The organism is Neptunomonas japonica JAMM 1380 (assembly GCF_016592555.1).
GTDB lineage: Bacteria > Pseudomonadota > Gammaproteobacteria > Pseudomonadales > Balneatricaceae > Neptunomonas > Neptunomonas japonica_A.
The window spans coordinates 1,215,204-1,231,405 of sequence record NZ_AP014546.1; the positions used below are offsets into that span (position 1 = coordinate 1,215,204).

Annotated in this window: 15 protein-coding genes; 12 read left to right on the forward strand and 3 right to left on the reverse strand. The window is 44.3% G+C overall.

Features of this window, described 5'->3' with window-relative positions:
* The first annotated feature begins 46 nt into the window (after positions 1–46).
* From NEJAP_RS05525 to NEJAP_RS05585, 12 genes are all read left to right on the forward strand, one after another.
* Positions 47–544, forward strand: coding sequence for a c-type cytochrome (locus NEJAP_RS05525; protein ID WP_201349676.1), 498 nt, complete (start codon positions 47–49; stop codon positions 542–544).
* A gap of 122 nt (positions 545–666) precedes the next feature.
* Positions 667–1,179, forward strand: a complete 513-nt coding sequence (locus tag NEJAP_RS05530; RefSeq protein ID WP_201349677.1) for a hypothetical protein — start codon at positions 667–669, stop codon at positions 1,177–1,179.
* A 130-nt stretch (positions 1,180–1,309) separates the two neighbouring features.
* On the forward strand, positions 1,310–1,624 hold the full coding sequence (locus NEJAP_RS05535) for a hypothetical protein (protein WP_201349678.1): 315 nt from the start codon (positions 1,310–1,312) through the stop codon (positions 1,622–1,624).
* Positions 1,625–1,697: 73 nt separating this feature from the next.
* On the forward strand, positions 1,698–2,270 hold the full coding sequence (locus tag NEJAP_RS05540; RefSeq protein ID WP_201349679.1) for a c-type cytochrome: 573 nt from the start codon (positions 1,698–1,700) through the stop codon (positions 2,268–2,270).
* Positions 2,271–2,311: 41 nt separating this feature from the next.
* Complete coding sequence (locus NEJAP_RS05545) at positions 2,312–2,725, forward strand: c-type cytochrome (protein WP_201349680.1); 414 nt, start codon at positions 2,312–2,314, stop codon at positions 2,723–2,725.
* 761 nt (positions 2,726–3,486) lie between these two features.
* Entirely contained in the window at positions 3,487–5,571 is a 2,085-nt protein-coding gene (fusA, locus tag NEJAP_RS05550; RefSeq protein ID WP_201349681.1) for an elongation factor G, read from the forward strand.
* A gap of 676 nt (positions 5,572–6,247) precedes the next feature.
* Positions 6,248–8,359, forward strand: a complete 2,112-nt coding sequence (dnaX, locus tag NEJAP_RS05560) for a DNA polymerase III subunit gamma/tau (RefSeq protein ID WP_201349683.1) — start codon at positions 6,248–6,250, stop codon at positions 8,357–8,359.
* Positions 8,360–8,375: 16 nt separating this feature from the next.
* A complete protein-coding gene (locus tag NEJAP_RS05565; RefSeq protein ID WP_028469934.1) occupies positions 8,376–8,702 on the forward strand; it encodes a YbaB/EbfC family nucleoid-associated protein in 327 nt (108 codons plus the stop codon).
* Between the two features lie 3 nt (positions 8,703–8,705).
* Positions 8,706–9,302 carry a recombination mediator RecR gene (gene recR, locus NEJAP_RS05570; RefSeq protein WP_201349684.1) on the forward strand — a complete coding sequence of 199 codons (597 nt, stop codon included), beginning with the start codon at positions 8,706–8,708 and terminating at the stop codon, positions 9,300–9,302.
* A 9-nt stretch (positions 9,303–9,311) separates the two neighbouring features.
* Entirely contained in the window at positions 9,312–10,490 is a 1,179-nt protein-coding gene (rnd, locus tag NEJAP_RS05575) for a ribonuclease D (RefSeq protein WP_201349685.1), read from the forward strand.
* A gap of 6 nt (positions 10,491–10,496) precedes the next feature.
* Positions 10,497–10,784, forward strand: a complete 288-nt coding sequence (locus NEJAP_RS05580; protein ID WP_201349686.1) for a YcgL domain-containing protein — start codon at positions 10,497–10,499, stop codon at positions 10,782–10,784.
* Entirely contained in the window at positions 10,784–11,227 is a 444-nt protein-coding gene (locus NEJAP_RS05585) for a YcgN family cysteine cluster protein (RefSeq protein ID WP_201349687.1), read from the forward strand. Before NEJAP_RS05580 ends, NEJAP_RS05585 begins: the two co-directional genes overlap by 1 nt.
* A 106-nt stretch (positions 11,228–11,333) precedes the next feature.
* Here NEJAP_RS05585 and rpsA read toward each other — a convergent pair whose 3' ends face one another.
* The 3 genes from rpsA to NEJAP_RS05600 all read right to left on the reverse strand — a co-directional run bounded on the left by rpsA (position 11,334) and on the right by NEJAP_RS05600 (position 16,062).
* Positions 11,334–13,016: a 30S ribosomal protein S1 gene (rpsA, locus tag NEJAP_RS05590; RefSeq protein WP_028469939.1), complete on the reverse strand. Its 1,683-nt coding sequence runs from the start codon at positions 13,014–13,016 to the stop codon at positions 11,334–11,336.
* 181 nt (positions 13,017–13,197) lie between these two features.
* Positions 13,198–13,971 carry a hypothetical protein gene (locus NEJAP_RS05595; RefSeq protein WP_201349688.1) on the reverse strand — a complete coding sequence of 258 codons (774 nt, stop codon included), beginning with the start codon at positions 13,969–13,971 and terminating at the stop codon, positions 13,198–13,200.
* 18 nt (positions 13,972–13,989) lie between these two features.
* Entirely contained in the window at positions 13,990–16,062 is a 2,073-nt protein-coding gene (locus NEJAP_RS05600; RefSeq protein WP_201349689.1) for a carboxy terminal-processing peptidase, read from the reverse strand.
* Positions 16,063–16,202: the final 140 nt, after the last annotated feature.

Genomic DNA, 16,202 nt, shown 5'->3' on the forward strand with positions numbered 1-16,202 from the left:
ACGATTTCAGTCCAATCCTTATTCTGTTTGTCTAAGGAGAAATTTTATGTACAGCGTTAAATCTGTAATAAAACTATTGCTAAAACTTACTGGTGGCGGATTGGTAATGTTACTGGCCGGGTGTGGCATGGGGATGGATGATGCCACTGATTATGGAACACATGAGTTTTCAGGTAATGGCGAGAGAATTTACTATACCGGCAGAAGTCAGTCAGGCGCTGCAGTTACTTATCAAGGGGGTACGATGCATGCTCAGATGCACAACACCTCTTGTGCCAGCTGCCATGGTTCTGAACGGCAGGGGCAGCGATTATACCCGAGGTTCTGGCTTGTTGCCCCAGCTCTCACCAAATCTGCGCTTACTGAAGAGCATGATGATGGCCATGGTGATCACGAGCGTTATGACAGAAATAGTCTGGCAGTAGCTATCAGGCAAGGGCTTGATCCTGCTGGAAAGGCATTGGATACAGCCATGCCCCGGTGGCAAATAAATGATGAGGATATGGATGATCTGATCAGTTTCTTAGTAACCGGCAGTCATTGATTGCACGTGAAGTAGATGGAACAGATGTTGTTTAAGCAGGGTGTTGCCGTTAGAAATTAGCGTCGCAAAGTAAACAGATTAATCAAAAACGATTTAACGAAAAACCTAGTGGAGAAACCAAAATGAAATTCAATAAGATGCTGATAGCAGGTGGCTTGTGTGCAGTAATGGTTAGTGCTGTAACTAGTGCTGGAAATACAGGAAGTAGCCACGGCCATGATACTGACTCCATGCCAGCGAAGCCGATGTCACAAGAGGCGATGTCACAAGGTGATATGTCCCATGACGCAATGGGCAGTGATATGGCTCAGAATAAGATGTTCTTAGAAAAGAAGGATATCGATGGTTACACGGTCAGCTTCCATGTGATGAAAGCCGATGAAGGCATGGGCCATGGTGGGACGCATAATGTGATGATTAAGGTGGAACAACAGGGGGCAATGGTACAAAACCTGAAAATTAACTCAAAAGTGGTCTACCCGGATGGTACTAATGAAAGCAAACCCCTAATGGCTATGGGGGGGTGGCAGATGGCAGGGTATGACCTTAAAGAAAGTGGTAAGCACCAATTGATGGTGTTGTTCAAGACTGCTGATGGTAAAAAGCACTTTGGCGGCTTGTATTACGGTGAATAGGCTTTAATTATTTAGACGTGATTCTTTGATGAAGGTTTGTCTGTTTAAAGAAAGTGATCTGTTTAGGCGTTGTTATAACGCCTATTTGGGCACACGAATTATCAATTTTTAAAATAGTTAGGAGTTAATTATGAAGAAAAAACAATGCGTCGTATTACTTGCCGTGCCTGCGCTTATGCTGGCGCTTTCTGTACAGGCACACAGTGAGAAAGAGCATATGGAAAAAGCAGAGAACCCAGACTGTGCGGCGATGAGTGCGATGGATCATAGCAAAATGGATATGAATGATCCTGTTGTGATGGCGATGATGCAGCAGTGTATGAGTGCCATGTCGCATGGGTCAGAAGAGGCGGAAAGCGCAGCACATGGGCATGGCAGTAGTCATGATGAACATATGACTGGCATGGGGAAGACGGGTGATCATATGCAAGCGCCTTCTCAGTAATGTCATATCAACAACTACTTGAGTGGGCCCTACCAATAGATTGGTTAGGGTAATTTATGACGGAGGTTACTCGATGAGCGTTACAAAAAAGGGGGCTTGTATCAAGCGGCTGCTAGTTATGGCTGGTGCAATGGTGGGAGCCGTAGTGATCGCAGGTGTGGCTTTTCTCTATTCGGGTTTGTATTCGATGGGAGCAGATGATCCTCATTATGACGTGACTACTTGGGCATTAGAAACCCTGCGTGAAAGTTCGATTGCACGTGCTTCCCAGAGCATTGAGGTGCCAGCAGATCTCGATTCAGCGGCACGTTTGCTAAAAGGCGGCGCAGACTACAATGATATGTGCGTGGGTTGTCATCTTAAACCGGGTAAAGATGAAAGTGACTTCACATTAGGCTTGTATCCAGCGCCGCCAAATTTAGCGGATACCTCTAGGGTGGATGAGGATGGAAAGTCTGAAGATCAGCGAAATTTCTGGATTATTAAACACGGAATCAAAGCATCTGGAATGCCTGCGTGGGCTCCAGGGCATGATGATACGCGGATTTGGAATATGGTGGCTTTTCTTAAGCGTTTGCCTGAACTAACAGCGCCTCAATATCAGATTCTGACAGCGCGCGGGGAAAATGACGCTGGGCATCATTAACAAAGCCGCTCAATTGTAGCCACGAAAGAAGGATAACGATTATGTACAAGAAAAAATGGGCATTCAGAATATTGATTATAGGATTTTTACTGAATAGCTCAGTTACTTTGGCAGAGCACTTTAGTGGCCATGTGGATGTTAAAGTAGGCGCTTTATCTGCTTCTGCTCAAAAAGGGCAACTAGTTTTTAATCGTACGTGTGGCTCGTGTCATGGTGAAAATGGAGAAGGTACTCTCAAAGGGCCGCCTATGATTCATGGTATTTATAATCCTGGGCATCATTCAAATAAGTCGTTTTATTCTGCTGTACGAAATGGTGTGAAACAACATCATTGGCCCTATGGAGATATGCCAGCACAGAAAGGGATAGGTTTTTCTGAAATGTCTGCCATTGTGCAGTTCGTTCGTGAAGTACAGCAGCAAAATGGCATTGTTCAGAAAAAGCACAAAATGTAATCTGGATTAAGAGTGTTGACTAAAAAGTAGTCAACTATTGCGTTATTAAATGATGAAAATAAAAGGTGCTCACTTGCTAAGTGAGTTCTGAAGATGCTTTGTATTATTCTATGAAGCAGATCATTCTCTTCTTAAAAGCATCTGAGTATAGATATTCTGAAAATGGATAAAAGCTTTATTGATGGAACCCTAGCTGGCAAAAATTGTTAATTATTGTCGCCACGATGATAGAGGTGGGGTCTGGTTTAAAGGGTAAAGTCATCGCAGAAGGTGATCGAATCACAAGAGTAGCTAGAGCTACTTGAGCATTTGAAATGTGATATTGCCTATTCAGCAAGCGGGTCGATGTTGAAAGGGTGCCGTCTTACTTGGTTATAATAGACTTGGCCGGGAGTGCAGTATATCTGAACCAAACTGTGGCTCTTGATGTATAAGCAATTATACATTAGAAGTAGTGCAGAGAGGCTGCGAATAGCCTGATAGTCGATAAATCAGAAATCCGTCACGGTCAAAAGCCGTGTGTCAGTTTTGCAGGGATTTACCCGCCATTAGAAAGACCTGTACTCGGCCTACTGCCCGATTTGAAATAAAAAAACAGCAGGTTGGAAGCTTGTAAAGTGTTGAATTGACAATGTTTTGACTTAAATCTGCTCTTTTATCTAAAAAAAGGGCTTTTCTTCTACTGAAAACCTCCACAATTACATTCGAAATCCTGTATTATATAGCGCATTTTTACGCCCCCTTAACATTTGAGTGAAGACATGGCTGACTTATCACACTACCGTAACATCGGTATTTTTGCCCACGTAGACGCGGGAAAAACGACCACTACTGAACGTATCCTGAAACTAACTGGTAAAATTCATAAGACCGGTGAGGTTCATGATGGTGAATCTACTACCGATTTCATGGAGCAGGAAGCTGAGCGCGGCATTACTATCCAGTCAGCGGCGATCACCACTTTCTGGAAAGATCACCGCATGAACATCATCGATACTCCAGGTCACGTTGACTTCACTGTTGAAGTTTATCGTTCTTTGAAAGTACTAGATGGTGGTGTTGGTGTATTCTGTGGTTCTGGTGGTGTTGAGCCTCAGTCAGAGACTAACTGGCGTTATGCAGATGAGTCGGGCGTTTCCCGTATCATCTTCGTAAACAAATTGGACCGCATGGGTGCAGACTTCATGCGTGTTGTTGATCAGGTTGAGAACGTACTGGCAGCGAAGCCGCTGATTATGGTTCTGCCTATCGGCCGTGAAGAAGACTTTGTAGGTGTTGTTGATCTACTATCTCGCCAGGCTTTCGTTTGGGATGATACTGGTCTACCTGAAAACTTTGAGATCCAAGACATTCCTGCCGATATGGTAGAAGATGTTGAAATGTACCGCGAACAGTTAATTGAAACAGCAGTAGAGCTGGACGATGACCTGATGATGGCCTACATGGATGGTGAAGAGCCAGCTATGGAAGACATCAAACGTTGTATCCGTCAAGGTACTCGTGATCTAACATTCTTCCCAACTTACTGTGGCTCTGCGTTCAAAAACAAAGGTATCCAGCTTATTCTGGATGCGGTTGTAGATTATCTGCCAAGCCCAACAGATGTTATCCCACAAGATCTGACGGATGAGTTCGGTGAGGCGACTGGTGAAGTTGCTACTGTTTCTACTGATGAGCCTTTCCGTGCATTGGCATTTAAGATCATGGATGACCGTTTTGGTGCCTTGACCTTTATTCGTGTTTACTCTGGTGTCTTGAAGAAGGGTGATACCATCCTAAATTCGTTCACTGGTAAAACTGAACGTATTGGTCGTATGTGTGAAATGGAAGCCGATGAGCGTAAAGAGCTTGATAGAGCTCAAGCGGGCGACATTATCGCAATCGTTGGTATGAAGAACGTACAAACCGGTCACACGCTTTGTGATCCTAAGCATGAATGTACTCTAGAAGCCATGGTCTTCCCTGAGCCAGTAATCTCTATTGCAGTTACGCCTAAAGATAAAGGTGGAGCTGAGAAAATGGGTATCGCAATTGGTAAGATGGTTGCAGAAGATCCTACTTTCATCGTTGAGACTGATGAAGATTCTGGCGAAACCATCCTTAAGGGAATGGGTGAGCTACATTTGGATATCAAGGTAGACATTCTGAAGCGTACTTACGGCGTTGAGCTGATCGTGGGTCAGCCACAGGTTGCATACCGTGAAACTATTACCATACCTCTAGAAGATTCTTACACGCATAAGAAGCAGTCTGGTGGTTCTGGTCAGTTTGGTAAGATCGACTACCGTATTAAGCCGGGTGAGCAAAATACTGGCTTTACGTTCACCTCTAGCGTTGTTGGTGGTAACGTACCTAAGGAATTCTTCCCAGCTATCGAGAAGGGCTTCAGGGGTATGATGGATACTGGTCCTCTGGCTGGTTTCCCTGTACTTGACGTTGAAGTTGAGCTTTACGATGGTGGTTTCCACGCGGTTGACTCCTCTGCTGTTGCATTTGAGATCGCTGCTAAAGGTGCTTTCCGTCAGTCTATGCCTAAAGCGGGTCCACAGTTGCTGGAGCCTGTCATGAAGGTTGATGTTTTCACTCCTGAAGATCACGTTGGTGATGTTATCGGTGACCTTAACCGTCGTCGTGGTATGATCCAGGGCCAGGAAGCTGCAGGTTCAGGTGTTCGTATTAAAGCTGACGTACCTCTGTCTGAGATGTTCGGTTACATCGGATCTCTGCGTACTATGACCTCTGGTCGTGGTCAGTTCTCTATGGAGTTTGCGCACTACGCTGCATGTCCTAACTCAGTTGCTGAGAAGGTTATTGCTGAAGAGCAAGAGCGTAAAGCTAACAAGTAATTTTTCTTAAGTCTTGTTCCGAAACCCCGATGATGCAAATCATCGGGGTTTTCTTTTGTCTGGGGTTTCACTTCTGGATGGGCTCTCTGACCATTTTTCAAGGTTTCAAAGGTGTTTAGGCCTTATCAAAGGCGTCATAAGCTCTGCGGAGTGTTTGCTCAAAGAAAGGGGTGATTGCAGTGACGCGTGTGTCAGTGGTTATCTTAAGCCGGGTGAAAGTGGTTTTATTGTTGGGTTGTATTCATTGTGGCCAAATTTAGTAGCTATCTATAGAACGGGGGACATAAGGTTGGTGTGGTTCCAGGCGCGGATTAAAGCCGCCGGAATGTTTGAGTGGGTGTCGGTGCATGATAATACACGTTTCTGTCATATGGTCGCTTTTCTGATTTAGCTTCTGATCAATATCAAATCATTACAGTGCGAGGTGCCAATAAAGCAAGGCATCATTAAGGTTGTAAGGTCTGGCTTCTGATGAGTGCATCTCTGGAGTTGTTGAGTACTAGTAATTAGTTTTTTATTGGAGTGTGCTGCGCTTTTTTTCATGGCTGTTCAGGCTTGTCGGTAGTACCTGTTTTAATGTTGGAATGGCTGGGCAGATATGCTTTAACAGCTAGCCATATTAGCCCGTAACCGGTAGCATAAGCGTTTGTTTTTCTGGTGATGGCGTCTTCTATTTATGAGTTATCAGGTTCTTGCACGTAAGTGGCGTCCTAAGCGCTTTAAAGAGATGGTGGGGCAGGAGCATGTCCTGAAAGCGCTAGTGAATGCGCTGGATCAGGATCGCCTGCACCATGCTTATCTTTTCACCGGTACGCGTGGTGTCGGTAAGACATCAATCGCGCGTTTATTTGCTAAATCACTAAACTGTGAGACCGGTGTATCGTCTGAACCATGTGGTGAATGTAGTGCTTGTCGGGAGATTGCTGAAGGGCGTTTTATCGATTTAATCGAAGTGGATGCGGCGTCACGTACCAAGGTTGAAGATACTCGCGAATTACTTGAAAACGTTCAGTACGCACCAACCCATGGCCGCTTTAAAGTTTACCTGATAGATGAAGTGCACATGCTCTCCAGCCACTCTTTCAACGCCTTGTTGAAAACCCTGGAGGAGCCGCCTGCACATGTTAAATTTTTGCTTGCCACGACCGACCCGCAAAAGTTGCCAGTCACAATTCTGTCGCGTTGTTTGCAGTTTAATCTTAAAAACCTGATTCCCGAGCGGATTGTTGAGCATCTTCAATTTGTTCTTTCTGAAGAGAGCGTCGGTTTTGAAGACCCAGCTTTATGGTTATTAGCGCGCTCTGCTGATGGTTCGATGCGTGATGCGCTGAGTTTAACTGATCAGTCAATTGCTTTTGGTAGCGGTACTGTTTTTGAAGCGGATGTTCGTTCGATGCTCGGTGCTATCGATCAGCGCTTGGTTTACCGCTTACTTGATGAGCTAGCAGCACATAACCCGCGCGATCTATTAGGCGTAGTTGCTGAGCTAGCGCTATTTTCGCCTGATTATATGAATGTGCTGGGCGATCTGATTAGCTTGCTTCATCGTGTTGCAGTTGCTCAAGCTATTCCTGATGCAATTGATAATAGTATGGGTGATCAAGAGTCGGTAACTAAACTCGCGCAACAGCTAACAGCTGAAGATGTTCAGTTGTTTTACCAAATTGCCTTGATGGGGCGAAAGGATTTACCTTTTGTGCCAGATGCGCGTGAAGGTTTAGAGATGGTTCTGTTGCGTATGTTGGCGTTTCGTCCGGCGGATATTGCACCAAGGCCAGTGGCGTTGCAACAAGATATTTTAGTGCCTAAAGAGGCTGGACAAGTAATACCAGTAGAGCCAATATCCTCTCCAGCTCCAGCTCCAGCTCCAGCTCCAGCTCCAGCTCCAGCTCCAGCTCCAGCTCCAGCTCCAGCTCCAGCTCCAGCTCCAGCTCCAGCTCCAGCTCCAGCTCCAGCTCCAGCTCCAGCTCCAGCTCCAGCTCCAGCTCCAGCTCCAGCTCCAGCTCCAGCTCCAATACCTGTACAGGCTTCAGACTTAGAGCCGCCTCCGTATGATGAGTCTGATATTCCCGTAGCGGATACTGATGATGAGGTAAGCCCGGCAAAAAAGCCTTCAGGCCAACTCACTAAGCCTGTTGTTAATGGCCGGGATCAGTTGGAGCAAGTGCATTCGCCTATAATAGGTAAGCCTGAGCCAGAAGTGGCATTAGGGCAAGTGCTAGAGCAGCAAACAGAATCTGAGTTGTTTACTCAGCCTGAGTTTGTTGAGCCAGTGATGCCTGTTCCGCTAGCAACTATACCGGCGGTTGTTGCGGAAAAAACAAAATCCTCCTCTGTTGTATCAACAGCGCCTTTGATAGTAGTAGAGGTGCCAGCGGATATTCCACGGACCCTAGCTGACTGTCAGCTAGAAAATTGGGTGCTGTTATTAGGGCATGTCGGCTTAACTGGCATGACTGCAAACATAGCCAGTAACTTATCGTTGGAAGTGGTGTCTGAGCAGCAGATGATATTTCATTATCGTGCTGAACAAGATGCTGTGCTTGATGATGTACAAAAGCAGCGTATCCAAGACGCACTTTGTCATTATTTTACAACCTCAATTGAGGTAGAATTTGTGAAAGCAGTGCAAACGCGAGAGACGCCTAGCCAATATTTCGCTCGACTCAAAGCCGAGCGGCTGGTGGTGGCTATTTCGGCGTTTGAGGGTGATAGCACAGTGCAGATGTTAGTATCACATTTTAATGGAACGATAGATCGTGATTCCATTTTCCCAATTGACCCGTAAGAAGTGAGGTAAAAAGATGATGAAAGGTGGTATGGGTAATCTTATGAAGCAGGCGCAAAAGATGCAGGAAGATTTGCAGAAAGCGCAGGCAGAAGTTGCTAATTTAGAAGTAAATGGCGAGTCAGGCGCAGGCTTAGTAAAAATCGTAATGAATGGTCGTCATGATGTTAAGCGTGTTGCTATTGATGCCAGCTTGATGGAAGAAGATAAAGATATCCTAGAAGACTTGATTGCGGCAGCAGTTAACGATGCTGTGCGCAAAGTTGAAACGCAGTCTCAAGAAAAAATGGCAAGTGTGACCGGTGGCATGGCTATGCCTCCTGGTTTTAATATGCCGTTTTAAGCGATGTCATTTAGTCCTTTAATTCAGCAATTAGTAACCGCTTTACGCTGTTTGCCAGGTGTTGGGCCTAAAAGTGCCCAGCGCATGGCGTTTCATCTGCTTGAGCGTGACCGTAATGCTGCACTCGAGCTATCCGCTGCGCTTGCGCAGGCGGCTGAAGAAGTATCTGAATGTCAGCAGTGTCGGACGCTTAGCGAAACCGATATCTGTGAGTTGTGTGCATCGTTAAGCCGTGATCGGAGTTCTTTATGTGTGCTTGAGTCTCCAATGGACGTTGTGGCTATCGAGCAAACAAATAGTTTTGCAGGGGTCTACTTTGTGCTTGGGGGGCATTTGTCTCCAATAGACGGTGTGGGTCCTGATGATATAGGTATTAGTCAGTTACTTGAGCGAATTGCTCAAGGTGAGGTTAAAGAGGTTATCATTGCGACAAACCCGACGGTGGAGGGTGATGCTACTGCTCACTATATTGCAGAGCAGCTGAAGCGCACAGAGCTAAAAGTGACACGTATTGCTCACGGAGTGCCTGTGGGTGGTGAACTTGAATATGTTGATGGTGGAACCTTGGCGCATGCATTGGCCGGGCGGCGTCTGCTGTGAGGCTAATGCATGAAAACGGATAGTTATGATTGGTCAGTATTAGAGGCCTCGGCTCAAAAGCCTATTCATATATCAACCCATGAGTCGCTTGTTGAATGCTGTGCTCGTTGGCAATCGTTACCGATGATAGCGCTGGATACAGAGTTTCAGCGAATTGATACTTTTTATCCTATTCCGGGTTTGATTCAGATAGCTGATGATCAGCATTGTTACCTTGTTGACCCGTTGAGTATTGATGATTTTTCTCCGTTAGCTGATGTCTTCACAAATCCTGATGTTTTGAAGATTATTCATGCGGGTAGTGAAGATTTAGAATTGTTTTACCATTCGCTGGGTGTTTTGCCGAGCCCGATTTTTGATACTCAGCTAGCCGCTGCCTTTGTTGGTTGGGGCTTTACGATGGGTTTGCAGCGTTTGGTTGAGCATACCTTGGATATTCAGATCGGTAAGGGTGAAACGACGTCTGATTGGCTTAAGCGTCCATTGAGTCAGGAGCAGGAAGTATATGCAGCGCTCGATGTTGCTTACTTACCCGCGATTTGTAAGATGCAAACAGCTGAGCTTGAGTTGCATGGTCGCTATGCATGGTTTGCAGAAGAGTCGGAAGTCGCTCTTAATAATGCACTTGACCAAGATCCAGATGGGCATGAGTATTATCGACGTTTTAGTCAGATGTGGGGTTTGTCGGGCATTAAGTTGGCTGTCTTGCGTGATGTATCTATGTGGCGTGAACAGCAATGTCGATTGAGAAATACACCGCGTAATTGGGTGCTGCGAAATCAAACTATCCTTTCTATTGCTCAGAAGTTACCGCGTAACGCTTATGAGTTGGGACGCACAGAAGATATTAGACACAAAGTAGTGCGTGAAGAGGGGGAGGCGATTCTTGCTATATTGTCTAATGCGCAAGATAGCCTAGAAAAAGCCCCGGTGTTGCCTATTCATCGTCCACTACCTATTATCTGGAATAAGCGTCTAAAAAAGTTAAAGGCTGTAGCGCGAGAAGTTGCTGAACAAATAGGCATAGCTCCAGAGATTTTGTTACGCAAGAAGGACTTAGAGGCGTTGGTGCGTAGTGGGTTAGAAACCTATGACTATCAGTTGCCTAAAGAGCTCAATGGCTGGCGGCGAGACGTGGTTGGTTTGGCATTGTTGGATCAGTTAAAACAGTTTGATAAAAATGGTTAGTATTTAATGATTATTTGCACGATTTATAAAAGTCCACTTAAAGATGAGATGTATCTTTATGTTGATAAAAAAGACGAGTTAAAGAAGGTTCCTGAAGCATTAATTGAGATGTTTGGAACGCCTTCGCATTTGATGGATATGCCGATGTTGCCTGGGCGTAAGCTGGCGAGAGTCGATGTTGAAAAAATGCTTGAGGGTATAAAGGAGAAGGGGTTCTATCTGCAGATGCCTCCTCCGAAAGAGGACTATATGCTGGATCTTTACCCTAATCGGCCTGAAACGGGTGTGCGCTAGTGGCACAGGAAGTTTTTTGGCGGACTAAGTCTTTGGTTGAAATGACGACGCCTGAGTGGGAGTCGTTGTGTGATGGTTGTGCTTTATGTTGCCTGCATAAGATTGAAGACGAAGATACTGAAGAAGTTTTTTATACAACGGTGGTATGTAATCTTTTAGATTTTGATAACTGTCGTTGTACGCAATATGAAAAACGTAGTCAGTTAGTCCCTAGTTGTGTGAAGTTGCGTCCTGAGGATGTAGAGAGCTTCCATTGGTTGCCGCCAACGTGTGCTTACCGGCTGATTCATGAAGGGCAGGAGTTGCCTGAGTGGCATCCGTTGATGTCTGGTGAAGAGAATTCGGTCATTAATGCTGGGGCTTCAGTGCTTCATGTTTATGCCGTCAAGGATAATGAAATTAGTGAAGATCAGCTGATCGATTATGTGTTGCTAGACGAGTAAGAATTGGCGGTTGCTGAGGTGGGTATCATCACTCATTTCGTACTGAAAGTTAGGCAATAAAAAAGGAGCACTTAGTGCTCCTTTTTAATGCCTTCAAAACAACGAATTAGTTGTTTTTGTTAGCCATTTGAGCTTTGATCAAGTCACCGATAGTGGTTGGACCAGCAGTTTCGACTTCCTGAGTACGAACAGCAGCAATAGCAGCTTTCTCATCAGCTTGGTCTTTAGCTTTGATAGATAGTGTGATTGCGCGGCTACGACGATCAATGTTAGTGATCTTCGCTTCAACTTCATCACCTTCTTTCAGTACAGTAGTTGCATCTTCAACACGGTCTGTGCTGATTTCAGAAACTTTCAATGTACCTTCAATGCCTTCTGCAAGTTCAACAACAGCGCCTTTAGCGTCTACAGACTTAACAGTACCTTTAACGATAGTGTTTTTGTCGTTAGCTGCAGCGTATTCAGCAAAAGGATCGCTATCTAGCTGTTTAACGCCAAGAGAGATGCGCTCTTTTTCTGCGTCGATAGACAGGATAACTGCTTCAACTTCGTCGCCTTTCTTGAACTGACGTAGCGCTGCTTCGGCATCGCCTTCCCAGCTAATGTCAGACATGTGAACTAGACCATCAAGGTCGTTTTCTAGGCCAACGAAGATACCGAAGTCAGTAATAGTTTTGATCTGACCAGATACTTTGTCGTTTGTAGCGTACTGTTCAGCGAAAGCAACCCATGGGTTAACTGTGCACTGCTTGATACCTAGAGAAATACGACGACGCTCTTCATCAACATCTAGAATCATAACTTCAACAGCTTCACCGATCTGAACAACTTTAGATGGGTGGATGTTTTTGTTAGTCCAAGACATTTCAGAAACGTGAACCAGACCTTCAACGCCGTCTTCGATAGAAGCGAAGCAACCGTAGTCAGTTAGGTTGGTGATGCGTGCGTTGCACTTAGTTCCAGCAGGGTAACGGTTTTTAATAGCTTCCCACGGATCTTCAGACAGCTGTTTCAGACCTAGAGAAATACGACCAGTTTCTTTGTCGAATTTAATGATCTTAACAGAGATCTCGTCACCTGGGTTCAGCATTTCGCTTGGGTGAGAAATACGCTTCCAAGCCATGTCTGTGATATGCAACAGACCATCAACACCGCCTAGATCAATGAACGCACCGTAGTTGGTTAGGTTCTTAACGAAACCTTTAGCAACTTGGCCTTCTTCTAGAGCAGCCAGGATCTCATCACGCTGAGCGCTGTTAGCTTCTTGAAGAACTGCACGACGAGAAACAACAACGTTGTTGCGCTTCTGGTCCAGTTTGATCAATTTGAATTCTAGTTCTTTACCTTCTAGATGGTCGATATCGCGAACAGGGCGAACATCTACCAAAGAACCAGGCAAGAAACCTTGGATGTTGTTGATGCTAACAGTGAATCCACCTTTAACCTTACCGTTGATAACACCAGTAACAGTTTCTTCAGCTTCAAATTTAGCTTCAAGTACTTCCCAAGCTTCAGCGCGTTTAGCTTTTTCGCGAGAAAGTTTTGTTTCACCAAAACCATCTTCTACTGCTTCCAGAGAAACTTTAACGCTATCGCCGATTTTAATTTCCAGCTCGTTAGCGTCGTTTAAGAACTGTACGCGAGGAATAACCGCTTCAGATTTAAGACCAGCGTTAACTGTAACCCAGTCGCTGTCGATATCGATAACTTCACCGATAACAAGCGTACCTGGTTTCATGTCTACATTAAGAAGGGATTCTTCAAACAGTTCTGCAAAGCTTTCGCTCATGAAAGTGTCCTATATATTGTGGCCGGGGATAGTAAAAAATCCGGCACGTAACCTGTAACGCCAGCTTACAGGGTCAGATTATATAATGTGTAATTGTATTGCTGGCTAGCAGTTACACATTAGAGAAATTTGAGGGCATATTATACATAATCCAGCGGAGTGTAGGTAGAGGTATTTAGATTTATACCCTATCGTTATCCAGTTTCTTGCGAACGGAGAGCTGGCATGGGGCGAGGACAGAGGATAAATCTTGAAATAGCATTTCAGATAAAGTGGATGAGTCCTCAGTACGAAAATAGTTAGCCAGCTTACGTTCTTCTGTTCTTGAGTTGGCTGCTACTTCAACTCCATCGCCAACACAAAAGGCATAGGCGGGTAAGTAATCACTAATAACTGCAAGTTTCATGTCTTCGGAAAGCATTAAGCGATTACGTGTAATGTAAGCTTTGTATTCAGCAGCGCCTGCGGCTGACATGATTTCAATCTGCATGGTACTAAAGCGATCTGCATCAGGGCTACGTATTAAGAAAGCTTTTAGCTGTCGCTCAACTGACCTTAGCTCGTCTTTTAATTTTTGCGGAGCAAAATGTTCATTTAATTCTTTGTATTCGGTGAGCTCTTGAATCTTGGACTCAAGTTTCTCAATCTCGCTTTGTAGCACTTTGTTTTCATCTAACAGGCCGTCTTTATCACGCATAAGGCCATGAATAACTTTTTGTGTTGGTGTAAGTTTGTCCAGATCAAAAGTAGGAGGCAGCTGCACGGTGCCTAATTTTCCTGTTGTTTCCATACTGCGGGATGTGGCGACCATCTCATAACCAAAGCGTTCTAGCTCTTTGCTATTTTGCTTATGTTGATCATCCATTTTCTGATAAACCATATATCCACCTACCCCTAATCCGGCTAGCAGTAGGGGAAGGGTTATAGAGAGTATCAGTGTTTTTTTGAGCGCCATATCCGTATTGACCCAGTCTTATTGTGGATTATAGGTTGTAATAAGCTGTTTTGTTAGATCGACCATATCTAGAAGAATCTTTCCGCTTTCTTGTAGAATTGCTTCAGACCCTGCTGTGATAGGGCGGCCTTCTTCATCTTTTTTTAGCAGGGCTTCAAGGTCAGCTAATTTGGTTATTAGCTGTTGCCCTTTTGCTAAGCGTCTTCTGTTTTCGGCATCCACTTGCCATTTATCAGCTTGGTCGCGTTTTGCTAATAGTTTTATTTCATTCAGTGGGAAAGAGTTATCTTTTTTAGCTTCAGATTGGCGAACTATTTGTTCGCGTAAAAAGTTAAAATCGGGCTGATTGCTAGTGCGAAGGGTATGGCGTTTATTTAGCTCATCCTTAAAAGAAGCGATGCCTTTATAAAAACCATGACGAGCTTGAGGGACTGTATCCCAAGGGAGGGCCCCATCAAGTGCGCTTTCACCAATTTCTGTGGTGTCGTAAGCTTCAGGAAAGGAGATATCTGGAACAACCCCTTTGTGCTGAGTGCTCTCCCCTGAAATACGATAAAACTTAGCATTTGTAAGCTTCAATTGGCCGTGCTGTAGCGCTTGTAATGTTTGCACTGTACCTTTTCCAAATGTTTGATTACCAACAATCACACCACGTTGATAATCTTGAATAGCGCCAGCGAAAATTTCTGATGCCGAAGCGCTTAAGCGGTTAACGACTACCGCGAGTGGGCCGTTATAGGCTATTTTAGGGTTGAAGTCTCCTTGGATCTCAATATGGTTATTCGGAAACTTAATTTGAACCGTTGGGCCTCGGTCAATGAATAAGCCGACTAGATCATTGGCTTCTCGCAACGAGCCGCCACCATTATTTCGTAGATCTATTATAAGGCCGTCTACTGCTTCAGATTTAAGTTCAGTTATCAGCTTTTCAACATCTCTTGTAGTGCTTTTGTAGTTTTTTTCACCGCGTTGAAGAGCGGCAAAGTCAATGTAAAAAGCAGGGATATCGATTACACCGAGCTTATAATCTTTGTTGTTGTATGTAACATCAATAATACGTTTTTGTGCCGCTTGCTCTTCAAGTGCAACGGTATTGCGCTTGATAGAAATGGTTTTACGTCCTGCTTTGTCTTCGCTATCAGAAGGAATTATTTCTAGTCGGACTACTGAGCCTTTAGGGCCGCGAATAAGGTCAACCACATCATCTAAACGCCAGCCGACTACATCTTCAATTTCCCCGTTTTCTTGACCAACACCGACAATTAAATCAGCAGGCTTTAATTGCCCTGTTTTATCGGCAGGGCCAGCAGGAACCAAGCGTACAATTTTTGTAAACTCGTTTTCACTCTGTAGTACTGCACCTATCCCTTCAAGAGATAAGCTCATGTTTATTTTAAAATTTTCAGAATTTCTAGGTGAAAAATATGAGGTGTGAGGATCAAAGTATTTAGTGAACACATTGGCAAAGCGCTGAAAAACATCTTCGCTTTTATTCTGTTTGAGGCGTTTTAGCTGATTAGAGTAACGTTTGATCAACGTAGCTTTTGCTTCTTGCTCGGACTTGTCAGCTAGCATGAGGTTTAAAATGGCACTTTTAATGCGTTTACGCCAAAGGTTGTTCATCTCCTCTTGTGAATTTACCCACTGGGCGTTTTCACGGTCAGTATCTAATGTTTCATTCAACTCGAAATTGAAGGGGGTCGGATCTTTTAGTCTATCAATAGTCCAGCTAAGCCTTTCTACAACACGCTTTTGCTGGCGATTGTAGATAGCGAATGCGCTATCTAAGTTGCCTGCAAGAATCGAATCATCAATTTCATAACGGTATGCTTCAAAATCGTTGATATCTTTTTGGAAAAAATAACTACGTGATGAATCCAGCTCGGAGAGATATTTATCTAATAAGCCACTAGACAGAGTATCATCAACATTAATTTTATTATAATGGCCGACATTTAAGGAACTGATAATATCTTTCATAGTCTGTTGGTGCACTGCTTCAGGGCGTAATTGCGTAATATCAGCAGTCGCTAAAGCAACGAGTGGTGTTAACAAACATAGGGCAAGAGAGTTACGTAAACCTTTCAACATATTATCTAGTCTGCTTTTAATTCAATTAATGTTATGACAGGAAGACTAATTGATTGTTCCATTGATCATCTAATCTGAGTGTAGCTATCGGTCTGTCTAATGTAAAATCAATGCTTTAATTCATTTACTCTATAAGGTTC

Excerpts from the sequence above, each read along its gene's own strand:
- NEJAP_RS05525 (WP_201349676.1), top strand. The coding sequence starts at position 47 with ATGTACAGCGTTAAATCTGTAATAAAACTATTGCTAAAACTTACTGGT.
- NEJAP_RS05530 (WP_201349677.1), top strand. The coding sequence starts at position 667 with ATGAAATTCAATAAGATGCTGATAGCAGGTGGCTTGTGTGCAGTAATG.
- NEJAP_RS05535 (WP_201349678.1), top strand. The coding sequence starts at position 1,310 with ATGAAGAAAAAACAATGCGTCGTATTACTTGCCGTGCCTGCGCTTATG.
- NEJAP_RS05540 (WP_201349679.1), top strand. The coding sequence starts at position 1,698 with ATGAGCGTTACAAAAAAGGGGGCTTGTATCAAGCGGCTGCTAGTTATG.
- NEJAP_RS05545 (WP_201349680.1), top strand. The coding sequence starts at position 2,312 with ATGTACAAGAAAAAATGGGCATTCAGAATATTGATTATAGGATTTTTA.
- fusA (WP_201349681.1), top strand. The coding sequence starts at position 3,487 with ATGGCTGACTTATCACACTACCGTAACATCGGTATTTTTGCCCACGTA.
- dnaX (WP_201349683.1), top strand. The coding sequence starts at position 6,248 with ATGAGTTATCAGGTTCTTGCACGTAAGTGGCGTCCTAAGCGCTTTAAA.
- NEJAP_RS05565 (WP_028469934.1), top strand. The coding sequence starts at position 8,376 with ATGATGAAAGGTGGTATGGGTAATCTTATGAAGCAGGCGCAAAAGATG.
- recR (WP_201349684.1), top strand. The coding sequence starts at position 8,706 with ATGTCATTTAGTCCTTTAATTCAGCAATTAGTAACCGCTTTACGCTGT.
- rnd (WP_201349685.1), top strand. The coding sequence starts at position 9,312 with ATGAAAACGGATAGTTATGATTGGTCAGTATTAGAGGCCTCGGCTCAA.
- NEJAP_RS05580 (WP_201349686.1), top strand. The coding sequence starts at position 10,497 with ATGATTATTTGCACGATTTATAAAAGTCCACTTAAAGATGAGATGTAT.
- rpsA (WP_028469939.1), bottom strand. The coding sequence starts at position 13,016 with ATGAGCGAAAGCTTTGCAGAACTGTTTGAAGAATCCCTTCTTAATGTA.
- NEJAP_RS05595 (WP_201349688.1), bottom strand. The coding sequence starts at position 13,971 with ATGGCGCTCAAAAAAACACTGATACTCTCTATAACCCTTCCCCTACTG.
- NEJAP_RS05600 (WP_201349689.1), bottom strand. The coding sequence starts at position 16,062 with ATGTTGAAAGGTTTACGTAACTCTCTTGCCCTATGTTTGTTAACACCA.